Below are 16095 nucleotides of genomic sequence, written 5' to 3'. Positions count from 1 at the left end.
GCGATGGGGCGGAATGAGCGGGAGACGGTGGCCCGGGGCGGGCGGCTGCACGAGGCGGCGCAGGCGGTGGCCGGTGACCATGCGCGGGCCGTCGCGGCCGTACGGCAGGCCCTGGAGCCGATCCATGACGACCTGGCGCGGCGCGAACTGGACGTCATCCCGGTGGCCCGGCTCAAGGACGTCACCGAGGGCAGGCTGCGGCTGGGCGAGGTGGAGAAGGGCGGGTTCCGGACGGTCGGGCAGGTCCTCGACGCCGGGCCGTACCGGTTGCGCCAGCTGCCCGGGGTCGGACAGCAGACCGCCGACCAGACCGTGGCCGCCGCCCGGCGGATCGCCGACGCCGTACGGGACACCATCGCCGTACACATCGACGTGGACAGCCCTGAGCCCCGGACCACCGCCCTGGTGATGGCGCTCGGCGTGCTGGTGGAGGCGGGCGACGAGGCACGCCGGGCCGTCGACGCGGCCGGGGCGCTGACCGAGCGGCTCGGCCCGCTGCTGGCCGAGGCCGGGCCGGCGGCCGGGCGGCTGCGCATGCTGTTCGCCGGGCAGGCCAAGCGGGAACGGGCGCTGGCGGCCGTCGCCGAGATCCGTACCCTGACCGAACAGGCCGAACAGGACGGGGTGCCCGAGCTGCTCGCCCAGGCCTCGGTCGACCTGCTGCGCCGCCCGGAGTCCGAGGTCGCCGCCCTCGTCGATTTCGAGCTGCGCTCCGCCGAGTACTACGGCCTGCTCGCCGAGCTCTCCGGCCGCGCTCCCGATCCCGCGGCGGCCGAGGGGTTCCTGCCGGACGAGGTGGCGGAGCGGGTCAGGAACCAGACGCTCGACGACACGCACCGCCGGGTCTCCCTGCGCGGCTACCAGGCCTTCGGCACCCGCTTCGCCCTGGCTCAGCGCCGGACGATCCTCGGCGACGAGATGGGGCTCGGCAAGACGATCCAGGCCATCGCCGCGCTGGCCCACCTCGCCGCCGAGGGGCAGAGTCACTTCATGGTGGTCTGCCCGGCCAGCGTGCTCATCAACTGGACCCGGGAGATCGAGAAGCGCAGCGCGCTGCACGTGACTCCGCTGCACGGCCCCGAACGGCAGGAGGCGTTCGCGCACTGGAAGGGCCGGGGCGGCGTCGCGGTCACCACCTTCGACGCCCTGCGCGGCTTTCCGGTGCCGGGCGGCGGCGAGCTGGGCATGCTCGTCGTCGACGAGGCGCACTACGTCAAGAACCCCGCGACCCGCCGCTCCAGGACCGTCTCCGAGTGGGCCGAACACTGCGACCGCGTGCTGTTCATGACCGGTACGCCCATGGAGAACCGCGTCGAGGAGTTCCGGAGCCTGGTGCGGATCCTGCAGCCGGGCCTGGCCGAGTCCGTCGACGAGCACGACGGCGTTGCCGGTTCCAAGGCGTTCCGGAAGGCGGTCGCGCCGGTCTATCTGCGCCGTAACCAGCAGGACGTCCTCACCGAACTCCCCGCGCTCCAGCACACGGACGAGTGGGAGGAGCCCAGCGCGGCGGACGAGGAGGCCTACCGCGAGGCCGTGCGGGCCGGCAACTTCATGGCGATGCGCAGAGCGGCGTACGCCCGCCCGAAGCGGTCGGCGAAGCTGGACCGGCTGAGCGAGATCGCCGAGGAGGCCGCCGAGAACGGGCTGAAGGTCGTCGTGTTCTCCGCGTTCCGGGACGTACTCGCCGTCGTGCGGGAGGCGTTGGTGCTCGCGGAGGTCCCGGGAGCGACGCAGCCGTCGGATCCGGCGGAAGACGGACGGGGCGCCGAAGGGCTCAACGGGCGGCTCGACGGGCGGCCCAACGGACGGGTCAACGCGCGGGTCTTCGGGCCGATTTCGGGGAGCGTGCCGCCCGCCCGCAGACAGCAGCTCGTCGACGACTTCGCCGCCGCGCCCGGCCATGCCGTGCTGCTGTCGCAGATCGAGGCGGGCGGAGTGGGCCTCAACATGCAGGCCGCGTCCGTCGTCATCCTCTGCGAGCCGCAGCTCAAGCCGACCGTCGAGCATCAGGCGGTCGCCCGCGCCCACCGCATGGGCCAGGTCCGCTCGGTGCGCGTGCACCGCCTGCTGTGCACGGGCGGGGTCGACGAACGGCTCGTGCGGATGCTGGAGAACAAGACCCGGCTGTTCGACGCGTACGCCCGCCGCAGCGCGGTCGCCGAGTCGACACCGGACGCCGTCGACATCTCGGACATCGCCATCGCCCGCCGCATCGTCGAGGAGGAGCAGGCCCGGCTGGGCACGACCCCGGCCACGGAGCCCGCTACGGAAGGGGCGTGAGTCCCGGGCGACGAGGGGCCATGACGACGTATGAGGGTCCGCTGCCGCCCCGCCGCCCTGCGCCGGTCAGGCCCGCCCCGCCGCCCGGCGACAAGCCTCCGCATACGCCCGTACGAGCGGCCGCCCGGCATCCTCGCGCCGCCAGGCCAGCGCATACCGGCTCGCCGACAGCCCCCGCACCGGACGCGTCACCACCGAGCCCAGAGAGACCAGCGGGGCGTTGCCCGCGGCCACCAGGCAGACCCCGAGCCCCGCGACCAGCGCCTCGTACGTCTCCTCGGTGCTCGCGATCTCCGCTCCGATGCGCGGCGGGCGCCCGCCGCGCTCCTCCAGCGCCAGCCAGTGGTCACGCAACGGCCCCGCGCTCGGCGGCAGGGCGAGGAACGGCTCCTCGGACAGGTCCGTGAAGTCGACCTCCGCGCGGGCGGCCAGCGGATGGACCTCGGGCAGCGCGACCAGTCGGGGCTCCTCCACGACCACGGTCCAGCCGTAACGTCCGGCGTCCGGCAGCGGCAGCCACACGAAGGCCACGTCGGCCTCGCCGTCCGCGAGGCCCGCCGTCGGGTCGTCCCAGCTCACCTGCCGCAGCCGCAGGACCGTCTCCGGGTGCGCCGCGCTGAAACGGGAGCGGATCGCGGGCAGCAGCCCACCGCGCCCCGGACTGGTGCTCATGCCCACGACCAGCGTGCCGCGTGCCGCCGCCCGCGCGGCCTGAAGCGCCACCGTCCCCTCCGACCAGGCGTCCAGCACCCGTCGGGCGTGCGGCAGCAGTGCCGTGCCGGCCTCGGTGAGCGTCACGCCCTGCGGCTCGCGGCGGAACAGCTCCACGCCCAGTTGCCGCTCCAGGGCGCGGACCTGCTTGCTGAGCGCGGGCTGGGAAACGTACAGCCGCTCGGCCGCGCGCGTGAAGTGAAGTTCCTCGGCCACCGTCACGAAGTAGCGCAGGTCTCGTACATGAACATCCATCGCCATAACCATCGGTTATCAGCGTGGGTCTTGGACGGGCAACCCCGTTGCGCAGCAGGCTGGTCCACATCACGGAGATACGAGATCCCCACGATTAGAGATCACGGCGATACGAGGAGCTGTCATGAACAAGGTGTGGCTGATCACCGGTGCGACCAGCGGCTTCGGAAGGGCGATCGCGGAGGCGGCGCTCGCCGGGGGCGACGTGGTGGTCGGCGCGGCACGGCGGCCCGAGGCCCTGGACGACCTGGTGGCCGCGCACCCCGACCAGGTCGAGGCGCTGCGCCTGGACGTCATGGAGACGGGTGCCGCGCAAGCCGCCGTACAGGACGTGATCGCGCGGCACGGACGGATCGACGTCCTGGTCAACAACGCCGGCCGCACCCACGTCGGCGCCTTCGAGGAGACGACCGAGCAGGAGCTGCGTGAGCTCTTCGACGTGCACGTCTTCGGGCCGGTCGCCCTCACCCGGGCCGTGCTTCCGCACATGCGCGAGCGGCGCTCCGGGGCGATCGTGCAGATGAGCAGCATGGGCGGGCAGATGTCCTTCGCGGGCTTCTCGGCGTACAGCGGAACGAAGTTCGCGCTGGAGGGGCTGTCGGAGGGGCTCGCGGACGAGGTCGCCGAGTTCGGCATCAAGGTGCTGATCGTGGAGCCGGGTTCCTTCCGCACGGCACTCTTCGAGACCGGCCGGGCGGGAACCAGCACGGACAGCGGCCTGTACGCCAGGGTGGCGCAGACCCGCGAATCCGTCTCCGCGGGTGACGGCACCCAGCCCGGTGACCCGGTGAAGGCGGCGGCCCTGATCCGAGCCGCGCTGGAGGCCGAGCGGACGCCCCTGCGGTTGCCCCTGGGCGACGACGGGGTCACGGCCGTCCTCGGCCATCTGGACCAGGTGCGCGCGGACATCGGGGCGTGGGAGAAGTCGACGCGGGCGACGGGGTTCGACGACTGACGCCGTCCTGCCGTTCCGCGAGAGCGGGAACAGGCGTCGACGCCAGGTTCGACGGCCTGTCCCCCCGCTCAGGAAGCGGTCACCAGCAGAGCTTGCTGAGGGTGTGGGTGTCGCACGGCATGGGGGCGGCGGGAGCGGCCGAAGCGGCGGGGGCGGAGATGGCCGCGAGTATGGCGGCGATGAAAAGGGCAGCTGCGTAGCGCATGTGAACGTCCTTCCTGGGGGCCCGCCAGGACACGTCGTCCTGGTGGAATGCCTCCCAGGCTTGCGTAGACCCGCACGGCCTGCATGTCGAACGCTCACGGACAGTGATCGGGCACCTGGTCGCCGTGCCGGTCGGCCGGCGAGGTGCGGGGAGTGAAACCCCGTCCGGGCGGGGGTAGTTCGCCGTGCAGGCCTCTTGTGTAATTCCTGTGGAGCCCTCAATCTTTCGGCTGACGCACAGGTGCGACACGGACATTCGACTGACATTTGACATGTCCCTGTCTACCTCCTGCGTGCACCCGTGCAACCCCCACCAGCGCACCACCGATTGAGGAGGATCCCTCAGATGGCAGTGATGCGTACTCCCCACAGCACGGCCCGCCGAAGAATGGCTCTGCTCAGCGCAGCGGCCACCGCGGCGCTCACCGCAAGCCTCGTCTCCGCACTCCCCGCCGCGGCCGCCCCCGAGGGCCGTATCCAGTACGCGGGCGCGGCCAACGCCGTCGCCGACAGCTACCTGGTGACCCTCAAGGCGGACCACGCCCGCTCAAACTCCAAGGCGGGGCGGACCCTCGTCGAGGGGTACGGCGCCGGTATCGAGCGGACGTACAAGAAGGCCCTCAACGGCTACGCCATCGAGGCGTCGGAGGCGGAGGCCAAGGCGCTCGCCGCCGACCCGGCGGTCGCCTCGGTCGTCCAGAACCGCACGTTCAGCATCGACGCCACCCAGACCAACCCGCCCTCCTGGGGCCTGGACCGCATCGACCAGAAGAACCTGCCGCTGAACAGCTCGTACACCTACCCGGACTCGGCAGGGCAGGGCGTGACCGCGTACGTCATCGACACCGGCGTCCGCATCACCCACAGCGACTTCGGCGGCCGTGCCTCCTACGGCTACGACGCCATCGACAACGACAACACCGCCCAGGACGGCCACGGCCACGGCACGCACGTCGCCGGCACGGTCGCGGGCAACGCCTACGGTGTCGCCAAGAAGGCCAAGGTCGTCGGCGTCCGCGTGCTGAACAACTCCGGTTCCGGAACGACCGCCCAGGTCGTCGCCGGCATCGACTGGGTCGCCCAGAACGCCGTCAAGCCGGCCGTCGCCAACATGTCCCTCGGCGGCGGCGCCGACACCGCCCTCGACACGGCCGTACGCAACGCCATCGCCTCCGGCATCACCTTCGCCGTCGCGGCCGGCAACGAGTCGACCGATGCCTCCACCAGGTCGCCCGCACGCGTCACCGAGGCCATCACGGTCGGCGCGACGACCTCGACGGACGCCAAGGCGAGCTACTCCAACTACGGTTCGGTCCTGGACCTGTTCGCGCCCGGCTCGTCCATCACCTCGGCCTGGAACTCCAGCGACTCGGCGACCAACACCATCTCCGGTACGTCGATGGCGAGCCCGCACGTCGCGGGCGCGGTCGCGCTCCACCTCGCCGACAACCCCTCGGCCACCCCGGCCCAGGTCGCCTCGGCACTGACGTCCGCCGCCACGACCGGCGTCGTCACCAGCCCCGGCACGGGCTCGCCCAACCGGCTCCTGTACGTCGGCGGCGGTACGACCACCCCGCCCGGCCCGCGCTTCGAGAACACCGGTGACTACGCCATCGCCGACAACGCCACGGTCGAGTCCCCGGTGACCGTCTCCGGCGTCTCGGGCAACGCGCCCGCGGCCCTGCCCGTCGAGGTGCACATCGTCCACACGTACATCGGCGACCTCCAGGTCCAGCTGATCGCCCCCGACGGCACGGCGTACACGCTGAAGTCGTACGGCACGGGCGGCAGTTCGGACAACATCAACACCACGTACTCGGTCAACGCCTCCTCGGAAGCTGCGGCCGGCACGTGGAAGCTGCGCGTGAGCGACAACGCGAACTACGACACCGGGCGGATCGACGCCTGGGCGCTGCAGTTCTGATCGCGGATCAGTAGTCCTCCTCGTCCTCGCGGTACGGCTCCGGGTCCGTGACCCAGCCGGCCGCGAGGACGAGCCGTGAGTGACGGTGCAGGGCGAGGAAGCCGAAGGGGCGGTCGTGGGTGGCCTGGACGGTGGTGGTCACCCAGCGCAGCTCCGAGATACCGGCGCCGACCGCGCCCAAGGCGGTCACCGCGGCCGCCTCGAAGCCGCGGGCGCCGAACCGGGCCATCGCGGACTGCCGGGCCGCTTCGACGTGCAGAGGAAAGCCGCTGATTCCGGGGAAGTGACCGGGTGGCCGCGTCACTCTCGCGGTCGTGAGCCCGAACACGTCGTGGTGGTCGAGGAGGTCATGGTCGGTCCGTGTCTCGTACGCCACGGTCCGGACCTCCAGGGTCGGCGGCTCGGGCGTCGCGCGGCGCTCCCTCACGACGCGCAGGCCGGGGCCCACGTCGCCGTAGGGGAGTTGGGGGCCGGGGACGACAGGATGCCTGCGGGCCAGGATCTCCACCCCTGCCCTCAGCACCTGGCCGGGCGCCATTCCCTCCTCGCCGAGCAGGAGATGCACGTCGATCGCGTTGTCGCCCAGTACCTTCAGCTCGGTGACGTGCCCCTCGGGCGTGTCCGCCACACCGACCCGGTCCAGCAACGTGCTGTCCCGCCACAGACCCTGCAGTTCCCGTCCGCACCAGGGCCCGGACTCCGGCATCCAGTACCGCTCGCGAAACGGCATCAGCCACCGAGTCCGCAACGCCAGCGCACTCGCCACCACCATCTCGGTGTCGTCGTGCAGCCGCACGGGCATCCGCTCGATCAACCCACCCGTCCGCTTCACCGCCCAGGCGTCCAGCGCCGCCTTGTCGGCCTCCGCATTGCCCGTCAGCACCCCGTGCGGCTCCGCGGGCAGCCCCGCCTCCCACCGCTCCCGCAGTTCCAGCGTCCGCTTGGTCCACAGCCCGAGCGCCGAGTCCAGCCCCCGCATCGCCGCCATCGCGCCCAGCAACTCACGCGCCGCGCCCGCCGCTTCATCCGCCGGCAACCCCACCGCGTCGGCCAGCTCCGCCCGCGCCGGACCGCCCGCCCCGTCCGCCAGGAAGGCGAGCAGCGGCCACACACCCGCAGCCGAGAACACGGTGCCGCCCTCGGAAGCAGCCGCCCACCGCGCCGTCAGCCCGTTGACCGCCCGGACCGTCGCATTCGTGACCCGCACCACGTCCCCCATCGCCCCACACCACGCTTACGATGCGCCCAGTCGTACGCCAGTTCCCACCACCCGGCACCGCCGCCCGAACGCAGGAGCACGGTACTCGTGTCCATACCTCCGCCTCCCGGACCCCACCAGCCACAGGGGCCCCCGGGGCAGCCCCAAGGGCCGTACGCGCAGGGCCAGTACCCGTTGCCGAACCCCTACGGCGCACCCGCCGTCCAGGGGCCGTACCCGCACCACCCCTACGGCGCCTACGGCCCCTACGGCCCCTCCGCACCCGTCAACGGTGTGGCCATCGGCGCGCTCGTCCTCGGCATCCTCTGCTTCCTGCCGGCCGTGGGTCTGGCGCTGGGGCTCCTCGCGCTGGTGCAGATCAGGAAGAGGGGCGAGCGCGGCACGGGCATGGCGGTCGCCGGGTCCGTGCTGTCCACCGTCGGGATCGCGCTGTGGGCGCTGATGCTGTCGACGGGCGCCGCCTCCGACTTCTGGGACGGCTTCACGGGCGCCGCGAGCGGCGAGGGCACCGCCTTCGCGCTCGCCACGGGCGACTGCTTCAACTCCTCGACCGGCACCCTGGAGGGCGAGACCTACGACGTCGACGAGGTGCCCTGCACCGAGGAGCACGACGCCGAGGTCGTCGGCGTCGTGAAGGTGCCGGACGGTTCCTTTCCCGGCGACGACGAGCTCGCGGAGGTCGCGGACGACCAGTGCTACGAGCAGGCGGGCCGCTACGCCTTGGACGCCTGGGCCGTCCCGGACGGCGTGGACGTGTACTACCTCGTGCCGACCCGGCAGAGCTGGCGCTTCGGGGACCGCGCGATCACCTGCATGTTCGGCAGCACGGACGGCAAGCCCCTGGCCGAGTCGCTGCGCCGTGACTACGTGACCCTCGACGGGTACCAGGTGAGGTTCCTGTCGGCGTCCAACCACATCGACGACGTCCTCTACGAGGAGCCCGAGGCCTACCCCGAGGACGACCTGAAGGCGAACCGGGCCTGGGCGAAGGACGTCCACCGCGTCCTCGGCGAGCAGGCCGAGAATCTGCGCACACAGCCCTGGCCGGAGGACGCCAAGGGGGCCGTCACCGAGTTCCTCGCGGACATGGAGGGCTCCCGCAAGGAGTGGGCGAAGGCGGCGGCGGCCGACGACGCGGACACGTTCTACACGCACTACGAGAAGGCGTACGGCTACGTCGACGGCCCCACGACCGTCACCGCGCGCAAGGCTCTGGGCCTGGACACGACCGTGCCGACGTACGAGGACGACTCCGACAGTGGCGGCGAGGGCGGAAGTGGCGGCGGCCTCGATGTGTGAGGCGCCCTATACGGAAAGAAAGTGCCTGGGTAAAGCCCTCCCCCGGCACAAGTCATCACATCGAGTGATTCTCTGGCCTTTGCTTGCACGGGACAACCCACGGTTGCCACGCTGTTGCTGTCTGTACAACCTGATGGGAGCGGCCAGTGACTTTCGGTGAGCAGCCGGCGTACCTGCGCGTCGCGGGTGATCTCCGCAAGAAGATCGTCGACGGTTCGCTGCCACCGCACACCCGGCTCCCGTCCCAGGCCAGGATCCGCGAGGAGTACGGCGTATCGGACACCGTCGCCCTTGAGGCGCGGAAGGTGCTGATGGCGGAGGGGCTGGTCGAGGGCCGCTCCGGTTCCGGGACGTACGTCCGTGAGCGTCCCGTGCCCCGCCGGATCTCCCGCTCCGGTTTCCGCCCGCCGGCGGGTGCCACGCCCTTCCGCCAGGAGCAGGCCGACGGCGAGACGCGCGGCACCTGGGAGTCCAACAGCGCGCAGGCCGAGGCCAGCGTCGCCGTCGCCGACCGGCTCGGCATCCGCCCCGGCGACCGTGTGATGTGCACGAGGTACCTCTTCCGGGACGCCGGCGAGGCGATGATGCTCTCCACCTCCTGGGAGCCGCTCGCCGTCACCGGCCGTACGCCCGTGATGCTGCCCGAGGAGGGCCCGCTCGGCGGCATGGGCGTCGTCGAGCGCATGGCGGCCATCGACGTCGTCGTGGACAACGTGACGGAGGAGGTGGGCGCCCGCCCCGGCCTCGCGGAGGAGCTGCTGACGCTGGGCGGCGTCCCCGGTCATGTGGTCGTGGTCATCCAGCGCACCTACTACGCGTCCGGCCGTCCGGTGGAGACGGCGGACGTGGTCATTCCGGCGGACCGCTACCGCGTCGCCTATCACCTTCCGGTGAAGTAGCGCACATGTTCGTGAACTAGCGCACACCTCCACGGCAGTTGCCCCCGGCAAAGCCGCAACTCCCGCCCCTTCACCGGCCGTTGCAATCTGGCCGTTTTCGCAGGTCGCCGCAGGCGTGCGCACCATGCCCGCGACCGGATGCATCCACGTTTCCGTACGGCGCATTCGATGCCGTGCGCCCCCTGCGACTTGGCTGGTTGCGTACCTCTTTGTGAAAAGGCGTATTCGCTGCGTAAAGGTTAGGCGTAGGCTCGGGCATATGCGGATTGCGGTTTCCTTAGCGGGCGGGGCACGGCACAGGCCGCGAGCGAAGCGAGATGAGGGTCCCCCCGGCCGAAGGCTGGGGGAGGGACTCGGGCGGTCGTGGGCGGGAAGGAGCAGTGGAGCGCGATGAACGACAGCACGATCACTCTTCCTTGGCTCGTGGTTCGGCAGGACGACAACGGCAATCGCTACCGCGTGGGCCGGTACGCGACGCGGGCGGAAGCCCAGAAAATCGCGGACAGCCTCGACAGCCGGGGGCACAAACAGCTGTATTGGGTCGAGCGAATCGCTCAGAACGGGGACAGCGGGGACCACTGACCTGCTTCCCCGCTCCCGTAGGCTCCGGCGCATGACGGAACGGATCGTGGTCGGCGCCGCGTTGTTGGAGGCGGGCCGTCTGCTCGCCGCGCGCCGCAGTGCGCCCGAGGAACTGGCCGGGCGCTGGGAGTTGCCCGGCGGCAAGGTCGAGCCCGGCGAGGCGCCCGAGGCGGCGCTCGTGCGCGAACTGCGGGAGGAACTCGGCGTGGCCGCCGAGGTGGTCGAGCGGGTGCCGGGGGCGTGGCCCCTGAAACCCCCCTACGTCCTGCATGTGTGGACCGCCCGCCTGCTCCCCGGCTCCGGGGACCCCGAGCCCCTTGAGGACCATGACGCACTGCGCTGGCTGGGCACCGGGGAACTCTGGGACGTGGACTGGCTGGACCAGGACGTGCCGGCGGTCCGGGAGGTCGCGGAACGGCTGGGCGACGGGGCGCCCGAGCCGCGGGCCTGAGCCACCGGCCGAGCGGCCCACCTGAGGCCCCGGAAGGGACCTGACAGGCTGACAGGCCGGATGGCGACCGTCGTTGGGCGGCGTCGACAACTCCCCGAGGGTCTACCCGCTCGCACGGTACTGCCCTGTGAATATCGGGTATGTGCCAATCAAACCTATGAAACCGGACATGGGTGAGCTCGCTGGCCCGGGATGTGATCGGCGTGATCGACTCCGATGGCGACTGCGCCGAGTGGACCTTCCCCGCGGAGGCGGGTGCCGTCCGCGCGGCCCGCGCCGCCGTACGCGGCCGGCTGCGCCAGTGGGACCTGGACAGCCTCGCGGACGTCACTGCGCTGCTGGTCAGTGAGCTGGTCACCAACTCCCTGCGGCACGCCACCGGCCCCATCGGCCTACGTCTGGTACGTCCCGCCGGACTCGACGGTGTCCTCAGGGTCGAGGTCTCCGACCCCCTTCCGGACCCGCCCCGCGAACGGGTCGCCGACCTCGAGGACGAGAGCGGCCGCGGACTTCAGCTCGTGGCGCACTCCGCGCGCCGATGGGGAACCCGGCCCGGACGGAACACGGGCAAGACGGTGTGGTTCGAGCTCGCGGTGCCGGACTGACCCCCCGGCTCCCTCGGGTACATGCACCCCTGCCCTCTCGAACGAATGGTTCAGGCCAGTGGCAGTTGTCGCGATGCGTGATTCGACTGCGTGTCCGCTGGTTAGAAGACTGGAAGTGTTTCCGCGGCCGGGACCGAAAACCATCGGGACCGTGCTGTGATCGTGAACACCGTGTTGTGCGGGGCCGTAGTGCTGGATACTGCGGGCAGCCGCCACCCGGTGACCGGTGCCGGGCGCGGTGAGCTGGAGGGGACGGTTCGCGTGAGCGAGATACCAGCGAGGGCCTCGGGGTCCGACGACCCGTCGGACGGCGCGAGGGCGAAGGCCGCGGGAGAGGGGACCCGAGACACACGGGCCTCCCACAAAACAGGCGTCTCCCGCGACACACAGGGCTCGCAAGCCTCGCAGGGCACACAGGCATCCCGCGACACGTTCGCCTCCGACGAGGCCCGCCCCGGTGACCCGGTCTGGCAGGCCAGCCCGCCCGGCTCGATCTACGACTACATCAAGGTCGCGTCCTTCTCCATCGGCCCCGACGGCCTGGTCGACCAGTGGAGCCTGCGCGCCGAGCAGCTCTTCGGCATACCGGCCGAGCGGGCCGTCGGCATGGATCCCATCGAGGCGTTCATCGACCCGGACCTGCGCGAACAGGGCCAGCGCAAGATGGCCGAGATCCTGGACGGACGGGAGTGGACCGGTGTGGTCCCGTTCCGGATGCCGCGGGACGCCGAGGAGCGGGCCGGTCTGGACGGTCTCGCCGAGGTGTACGTCATGCCGACGCGGACCGAGGACGGTGAGAAGGCCGCCGTCTGCATCGTCGTCGACGTCCGCACTCTCCGCCGGATGGAGACCGACCTCGCCGCCTCGCAGGCGATATTCGGTCAATCTCCGTTCGGCTTCCTGCTGATCGACCCCGACCTGCGGGTGCGCCGCGCCAACCAGCGGTTCGCCTCCCTGTTCGGCGGCACACCCGACGACCACCGCGGCAACGGCGTCCACGACTATCTGCCGCGCCCCGAGGCCGAACGTGTCTCGGCGACCCTGCGTCGCGTCCTGGAGAGCGGCGACTCCATCACGGACATGCACGTCACCGGCTTCCTGCCCGGATCAGACGAGCGCCGCCACTGGTCCGTCAATCTCTACCGCGTGCGCAGCGGCAGCGGGCGCCCCATCGGCATCGCCTGGCTCGGAACCGACATCACCGCCCGCCGCGCCGCCGCCCGCGAGGCCGCCGCCGCCCGGCGGAATCTGGCCCTTCTGAACGAGGCCGGTGCCCGCATCGGCAACTCCCTGGACCTGGAGACCACCGCCCGCGAACTCCTCGACGTCGTGGTCCCCGGCTTCTGCGACCTGGCCACGGTCGACCTCTATCAGGGGCTGCTGGCCGGCGACGAGACCCCGCCCGGCCACGCCGACGGCAGCGCGGAGCTGCGCCGCGTCGCCTTCGCCAGCGCGGTCTCCGACGCGCCCTTCGTCGGTGGCGGCGCCCCCGTCGCGGTCGGCGCCGTCCACCACTACCCCTTCAACTCGCCCTGCGCGGACGCCCTGCGCACCGCCCGGCCGCAGTACGTGCCCGGCGAGGAGGGCGGCCTCGTGCAGTCCACGCTCGCGGTGCCGATGGTCGCCCACGACACGGTCGTAGGACTGGCGCAGTTCGCCCGTACGAAGGGCAGCGAGCCGTTCGGCGACCGGGACCGTGATCTGGCGGTCGAGCTGGCCGCGCGAGCCGCGGTGTGCATCGACAACGCCCGCCTCTACCGGCGCGAGCACGAGCGGGCGCTGATACTGCAACGGTCCCTGCTCCCGCCGGGCGACCCGGTCGCCTCCGGCCTGGACATCGCGTGCCGCTACCTGCCGGGCAACTCCTCCTCCGACCGGCCCAGCGAGGTGGGGGGCGACTGGTTCGACGTCATCGAACTCCCCGGGCACCGCACGGCGTTGGTGGTGGGCGACGTGATGGGCCGCGGGCTGCGTGCCGCCGTCGCGATGGGCGAACTGCGCTCCGCCGTACGGACGCTGGCGTTGCTCGACCTCGAACCGGCCGAGGTGCTCTCGGCGCTGGACGAGATCGCGCGCGGCCTCGGAGCCCCCGGCGGCGTCCAGCAGGCCACCCGCGCGGCGCGCCGCCCCCGGGAGGCGGACCTGTCCGAGGTGTACCTCGCGACCTGCGTCTACGCGGTCTACGACTCCGTCACGCGCCGCTGCACCTTCGCCAACGCCGGGCATCTGCCGCCGGTCCTCGTCGAACCGGGCGAGGACGCGCTGATGCTGGACGTGCCGCCGGGGATGCCGCTCGGTGTGGGCGGGGAGCCGTTCGAGGAGGTGGAGGTCGAACTGCCGGAGGGCGCGCTGCTGGCGCTCTACACGGATGGACTGGTGGAGTCCCGCGACCACCCTCTGGACGAGGGCCTCCAGGCCTTCGTCGGCGCACTCACCGACCCCTCGAGCCCCCTGGAGGACGTCTGCGACCACGTCCTCAACACCCTCGACACCCACCACGGCGAGGACGACATCGCGTTGCTGATGGCACGTGTCCAGGGCCTGCCGGCCGACTCGGTCGGCGACTGGACCCTGCCACGCGAGCCGCGCAGCGTGGGCCGCGCCCGCGAGTACGCCCGCGGCCGGCTTCTGTCGTGGGACCTGGAACCGCTGGTCGACACGACGGAGCTCCTGGTCAGCGAACTGGTCACCAACGCCTTGCGCTACGGCGAGGGCGAGATCCGACTCCGTCTCCTCCTCGACCGCACCCTGGTCTGCGAGGTCTGGGACTCCGGCCTGGTCCAACCCCGCCGCCGCCGCGCCCGCGACACCGATGAGGGCGGCCGGGGCCTCCAACTGGTCGGCCTCCTCAGCGCCGCCTGGGGCTCCCGCCGCACACCGCGCGGCAAGACGGTGTGGTTCGAACTGCCCCTGCCGGACGGCGAGAACGGCCTCACGGATCCGGCGGAGGCGTTGCTGAGCCTGTTCTGAGGGTGCGGGGGTGCGGGGCCTGGCTGAGCGAGCTCACGCCCGGTCCGTGTCGCCCCGGCGCCCCCGGGTGCGTGGGCCGCCGAAGGCTGCGGGTGGGGCGGTGTCCGGGTCGCCGCCGAGGAGGACGCCGCCGAGGAGTGCGCCCGCGAGGCCGGTGATGTCGTCGGTGGGGCTTTCGACGGGGTTGCCGTGCAGGCGGATGTCCTGTTCGGCGAGGGCCTGGGCCTGTTGGGCCAGGGTGTCGGATGCCAGCAGGTCGGCCGGATCCGGCGGTGGTGTCCGGTCGGCCGTGGCGGACAGCGGGGGAGTGAGCAGTCTCCGGGCCTCCGCGAGGCGGGTGCGGGCCTCGCTGCCCACTGCTGCCCGATGCGTCGCGACGACGTCGTCCGCGTCTGTGACGGCACTGCGGGCGCAGAGCAGGGCGGCGGCCGCGATCACCCCGGCCCGCCCCGCGGCGACGGGCACGACTCCCTGCACGATCCGGCGCAGCACGTCGAGTGGGTCGTACGGCCCGGAGGTCAGCTGTTCCCGTACGAGGGCCAGGACGACGTCGGCATGGGCGACGCGGGCGCGCAGCTCGCCGGGAGGGAGGTCCGGGTACGGGTCCCGAACCCCCGTCAGCGACTCCCGTGCCCCGGCGATCTCCACCTCGCCGCCGGTCAGCGCGGCCGGAACCGTCGCCGCGGCCGTGGCGAGGTTCGCGGCGAGCCGTTCCACGCCGTCGATGAAGACGCCGGCCTGGGCGATGGCGCCCTCGGCGGCCCGCAGCCGGCCCGCGGCCCGCCCGTTGTCGCCCGAGTCGACGGCCTGGCGGGCCTGGTTGAGGCGCGTGGTCGCGAACACCAACCGGTCCTTGGCCTGCTCGACATGCCCCGCGACGGCGTCCGTGGCGGACGGGGCGTACCGCGCTGCCAGCTCGCGCAGGGTCGCGTCCGCGTCCCCGGTACGCCCGGTCAGTTCCCGGAACCGGCCCTCGGCGACGACCAGGGCATACCCCAGCCCCCCGCCCAGGCCCTCCTCCAACCCCCGTACCTGATCGAACGCGGCGGCCTGCGCGTCCAGCAACCGCCCCGCCTCCTCACACCGCCCGACGATCCCCGCGAGCGCATGCCGCCGAGCCGCGGCCTCCTCCGGAACCCCGTTCTCGTACTGCCACCGCATCCGGAACGCGACCGCCAGCTCGGCCTCGGCCTCCCGAAGCGCCCGAGCGAAGGGCACACCCCGGCCGGCCCCGTCGACGTCCTCGCCGCGCCCGGCGTGCGCGAGATCCTCCAGCTCGCCGCGCCCCTCGACGAACCCCAGCTCCTCCCAGCCGACCCGCACCCAGTCGTCGGCCGCCACGAGCAGCGCCCGAGCCCGCTCGTCGAGCTCCCCGACCGGCTGCTCGGTCTCGCCCCGACCCGCCGCCCCACCGGGTGTCGTCCGCTCCCGCGACCGTCGCCTGCGCCGCAGGAACCCGTATCCCGCGAGCGCCGTCGCGGCGACGACGGCCAGCATCGGCACCACCAGATCCGTGGCCGACGCCCCCTCGTCCTCCCCCTGAGCCACCGCACCGGCGACCGGCCGGTCCGCCCCGCCCGCAACCGGACCGCCCGCACCGGCCGTCATCCCGGGCAGCACCAGCCACACCACCCCGACCAGCCCGCCCACCAGCGCATGCGCGACCCGCACCGATATGTGCGAACCACCGCGCCGCGCCCGGCCCCGGATCGAAGATGACGTCACATTTCGGAGCGTATGA

General features: G+C 72.3%; 13 protein-coding genes. 9 read left to right on the top strand and 4 right to left on the bottom strand.

Features of this window, described 5'->3' with window-relative positions; all coding sequences use genetic code 11:
• The first annotated feature begins 3 nt into the window (after window positions 1–3).
• Window positions 4–2280, top strand: a complete 2277-nt coding sequence (locus OHT51_RS15580) for a DEAD/DEAH box helicase (protein ID WP_328879542.1) — start codon at window positions 4–6, stop codon at window positions 2278–2280.
• A 66-nt stretch (window positions 2281–2346) separates the two neighbouring features.
• On the opposite strand, the gene OHT51_RS15575 is transcribed toward OHT51_RS15580, so the two are convergent.
• Window positions 2347–3252 (bottom strand): LysR family transcriptional regulator, encoded by a 906-nt coding sequence (locus tag OHT51_RS15575; protein WP_328879541.1) that lies wholly within the window; start codon window positions 3250–3252, stop codon window positions 2347–2349.
• A 118-nt stretch (window positions 3253–3370) separates the two neighbouring features.
• Between OHT51_RS15575 and OHT51_RS15570 the strand changes: the two genes are divergently transcribed.
• Window positions 3371–4201 (top strand): oxidoreductase, encoded by an 831-nt coding sequence (locus tag OHT51_RS15570; protein WP_328879540.1) that lies wholly within the window; start codon window positions 3371–3373, stop codon window positions 4199–4201.
• 79 nt (window positions 4202–4280) lie between these two features.
• Here the strand turns inward: OHT51_RS15570 and OHT51_RS15565 are convergent, their stop codons facing one another.
• Window positions 4281–4406, bottom strand: coding sequence for a hypothetical protein (locus tag OHT51_RS15565; protein ID WP_328879539.1), 126 nt, complete (start codon window positions 4404–4406; stop codon window positions 4281–4283).
• 345 nt (window positions 4407–4751) lie between these two features.
• Here OHT51_RS15565 and OHT51_RS15560 point away from each other — a divergent pair, with 345 nt between their 5' ends.
• On the top strand, window positions 4752–6329 hold the full coding sequence (locus tag OHT51_RS15560; protein ID WP_328879538.1) for a S8 family peptidase: 1578 nt from the start codon (window positions 4752–4754) through the stop codon (window positions 6327–6329).
• 7 nt (window positions 6330–6336) lie between these two features.
• Here OHT51_RS15560 and OHT51_RS15555 read toward each other — a convergent pair whose 3' ends face one another.
• Window positions 6337–7548 carry a serpin family protein gene (locus OHT51_RS15555; RefSeq protein WP_328879537.1) on the bottom strand — a complete coding sequence of 404 codons (1212 nt, stop codon included), beginning with the start codon at window positions 7546–7548 and terminating at the stop codon, window positions 6337–6339.
• A gap of 87 nt (window positions 7549–7635) precedes the next feature.
• Between OHT51_RS15555 and OHT51_RS15550 the strand changes: the two genes are divergently transcribed.
• The 6 genes from OHT51_RS15550 to OHT51_RS15525 all read left to right on the top strand — a co-directional run bounded on the left by OHT51_RS15550 (window position 7636) and on the right by OHT51_RS15525 (window position 14354).
• The gene (locus OHT51_RS15550; protein WP_328879536.1) at window positions 7636–8847 is read left to right on the top strand and encodes a DUF4190 domain-containing protein; all 1212 of its coding nucleotides are present in this window, start codon (window positions 7636–7638) and stop codon (window positions 8845–8847) included.
• Between the two features lie 146 nt (window positions 8848–8993).
• Complete coding sequence (locus OHT51_RS15545) at window positions 8994–9746, top strand: GntR family transcriptional regulator (RefSeq protein ID WP_328879535.1); 753 nt, start codon at window positions 8994–8996, stop codon at window positions 9744–9746.
• Window positions 9747–10136: 390 nt separating this feature from the next.
• The gene (locus OHT51_RS15540) at window positions 10137–10328 is read left to right on the top strand and encodes an SPOR domain-containing protein (RefSeq protein WP_328879534.1); all 192 of its coding nucleotides are present in this window, start codon (window positions 10137–10139) and stop codon (window positions 10326–10328) included.
• A 31-nt stretch (window positions 10329–10359) separates the two neighbouring features.
• Window positions 10360–10779, top strand: coding sequence for a (deoxy)nucleoside triphosphate pyrophosphohydrolase (locus OHT51_RS15535; RefSeq protein WP_328879533.1), 420 nt, complete (start codon window positions 10360–10362; stop codon window positions 10777–10779).
• A gap of 173 nt (window positions 10780–10952) precedes the next feature.
• Window positions 10953–11384, top strand: coding sequence for an ATP-binding protein (locus OHT51_RS15530; RefSeq protein ID WP_328879532.1), 432 nt, complete (start codon window positions 10953–10955; stop codon window positions 11382–11384).
• Window positions 11385–11603: 219 nt separating this feature from the next.
• Window positions 11604–14354: a SpoIIE family protein phosphatase gene (locus tag OHT51_RS15525; protein ID WP_443052709.1), complete on the top strand. Its 2751-nt coding sequence runs from the start codon at window positions 11604–11606 to the stop codon at window positions 14352–14354.
• 33 nt (window positions 14355–14387) lie between these two features.
• Here the strand turns inward: OHT51_RS15525 and OHT51_RS15520 are convergent, their stop codons facing one another.
• Window positions 14388–16079 carry a hypothetical protein gene (locus OHT51_RS15520; RefSeq protein ID WP_328879530.1) on the bottom strand — a complete coding sequence of 564 codons (1692 nt, stop codon included), beginning with the start codon at window positions 16077–16079 and terminating at the stop codon, window positions 14388–14390.
• Window positions 16080–16095 lie beyond the last annotated feature (16 nt).

Source organism: Streptomyces sp. NBC_00299 (genome assembly GCF_036173045.1).
Lineage (GTDB): Bacteria > Actinomycetota > Actinomycetes > Streptomycetales > Streptomycetaceae > Streptomyces > Streptomyces machairae.
The sequence above is the reverse complement of the archived record's forward strand: the minus strand, read 5'-3'. Positions and strand labels throughout refer to the sequence as shown.

Excerpts from the sequence above, each read along its gene's own strand:
- OHT51_RS15580 (WP_328879542.1), top strand. The coding sequence starts at position 4 with ATGGGGCGGAATGAGCGGGAGACGGTGGCCCGGGGCGGGCGGCTGCAC.
- OHT51_RS15575 (WP_328879541.1), bottom strand. The coding sequence starts at position 3,252 with ATGGCGATGGATGTTCATGTACGAGACCTGCGCTACTTCGTGACGGTG.
- OHT51_RS15570 (WP_328879540.1), top strand. The coding sequence starts at position 3,371 with ATGAACAAGGTGTGGCTGATCACCGGTGCGACCAGCGGCTTCGGAAGG.
- OHT51_RS15565 (WP_328879539.1), bottom strand. The coding sequence starts at position 4,406 with ATGCGCTACGCAGCTGCCCTTTTCATCGCCGCCATACTCGCGGCCATC.
- OHT51_RS15560 (WP_328879538.1), top strand. The coding sequence starts at position 4,752 with ATGGCAGTGATGCGTACTCCCCACAGCACGGCCCGCCGAAGAATGGCT.
- OHT51_RS15555 (WP_328879537.1), bottom strand. The coding sequence starts at position 7,548 with ATGGGGGACGTGGTGCGGGTCACGAATGCGACGGTCCGGGCGGTCAAC.
- OHT51_RS15540 (WP_328879534.1), top strand. The coding sequence starts at position 10,137 with ATGAACGACAGCACGATCACTCTTCCTTGGCTCGTGGTTCGGCAGGAC.
- OHT51_RS15535 (WP_328879533.1), top strand. The coding sequence starts at position 10,360 with ATGACGGAACGGATCGTGGTCGGCGCCGCGTTGTTGGAGGCGGGCCGT.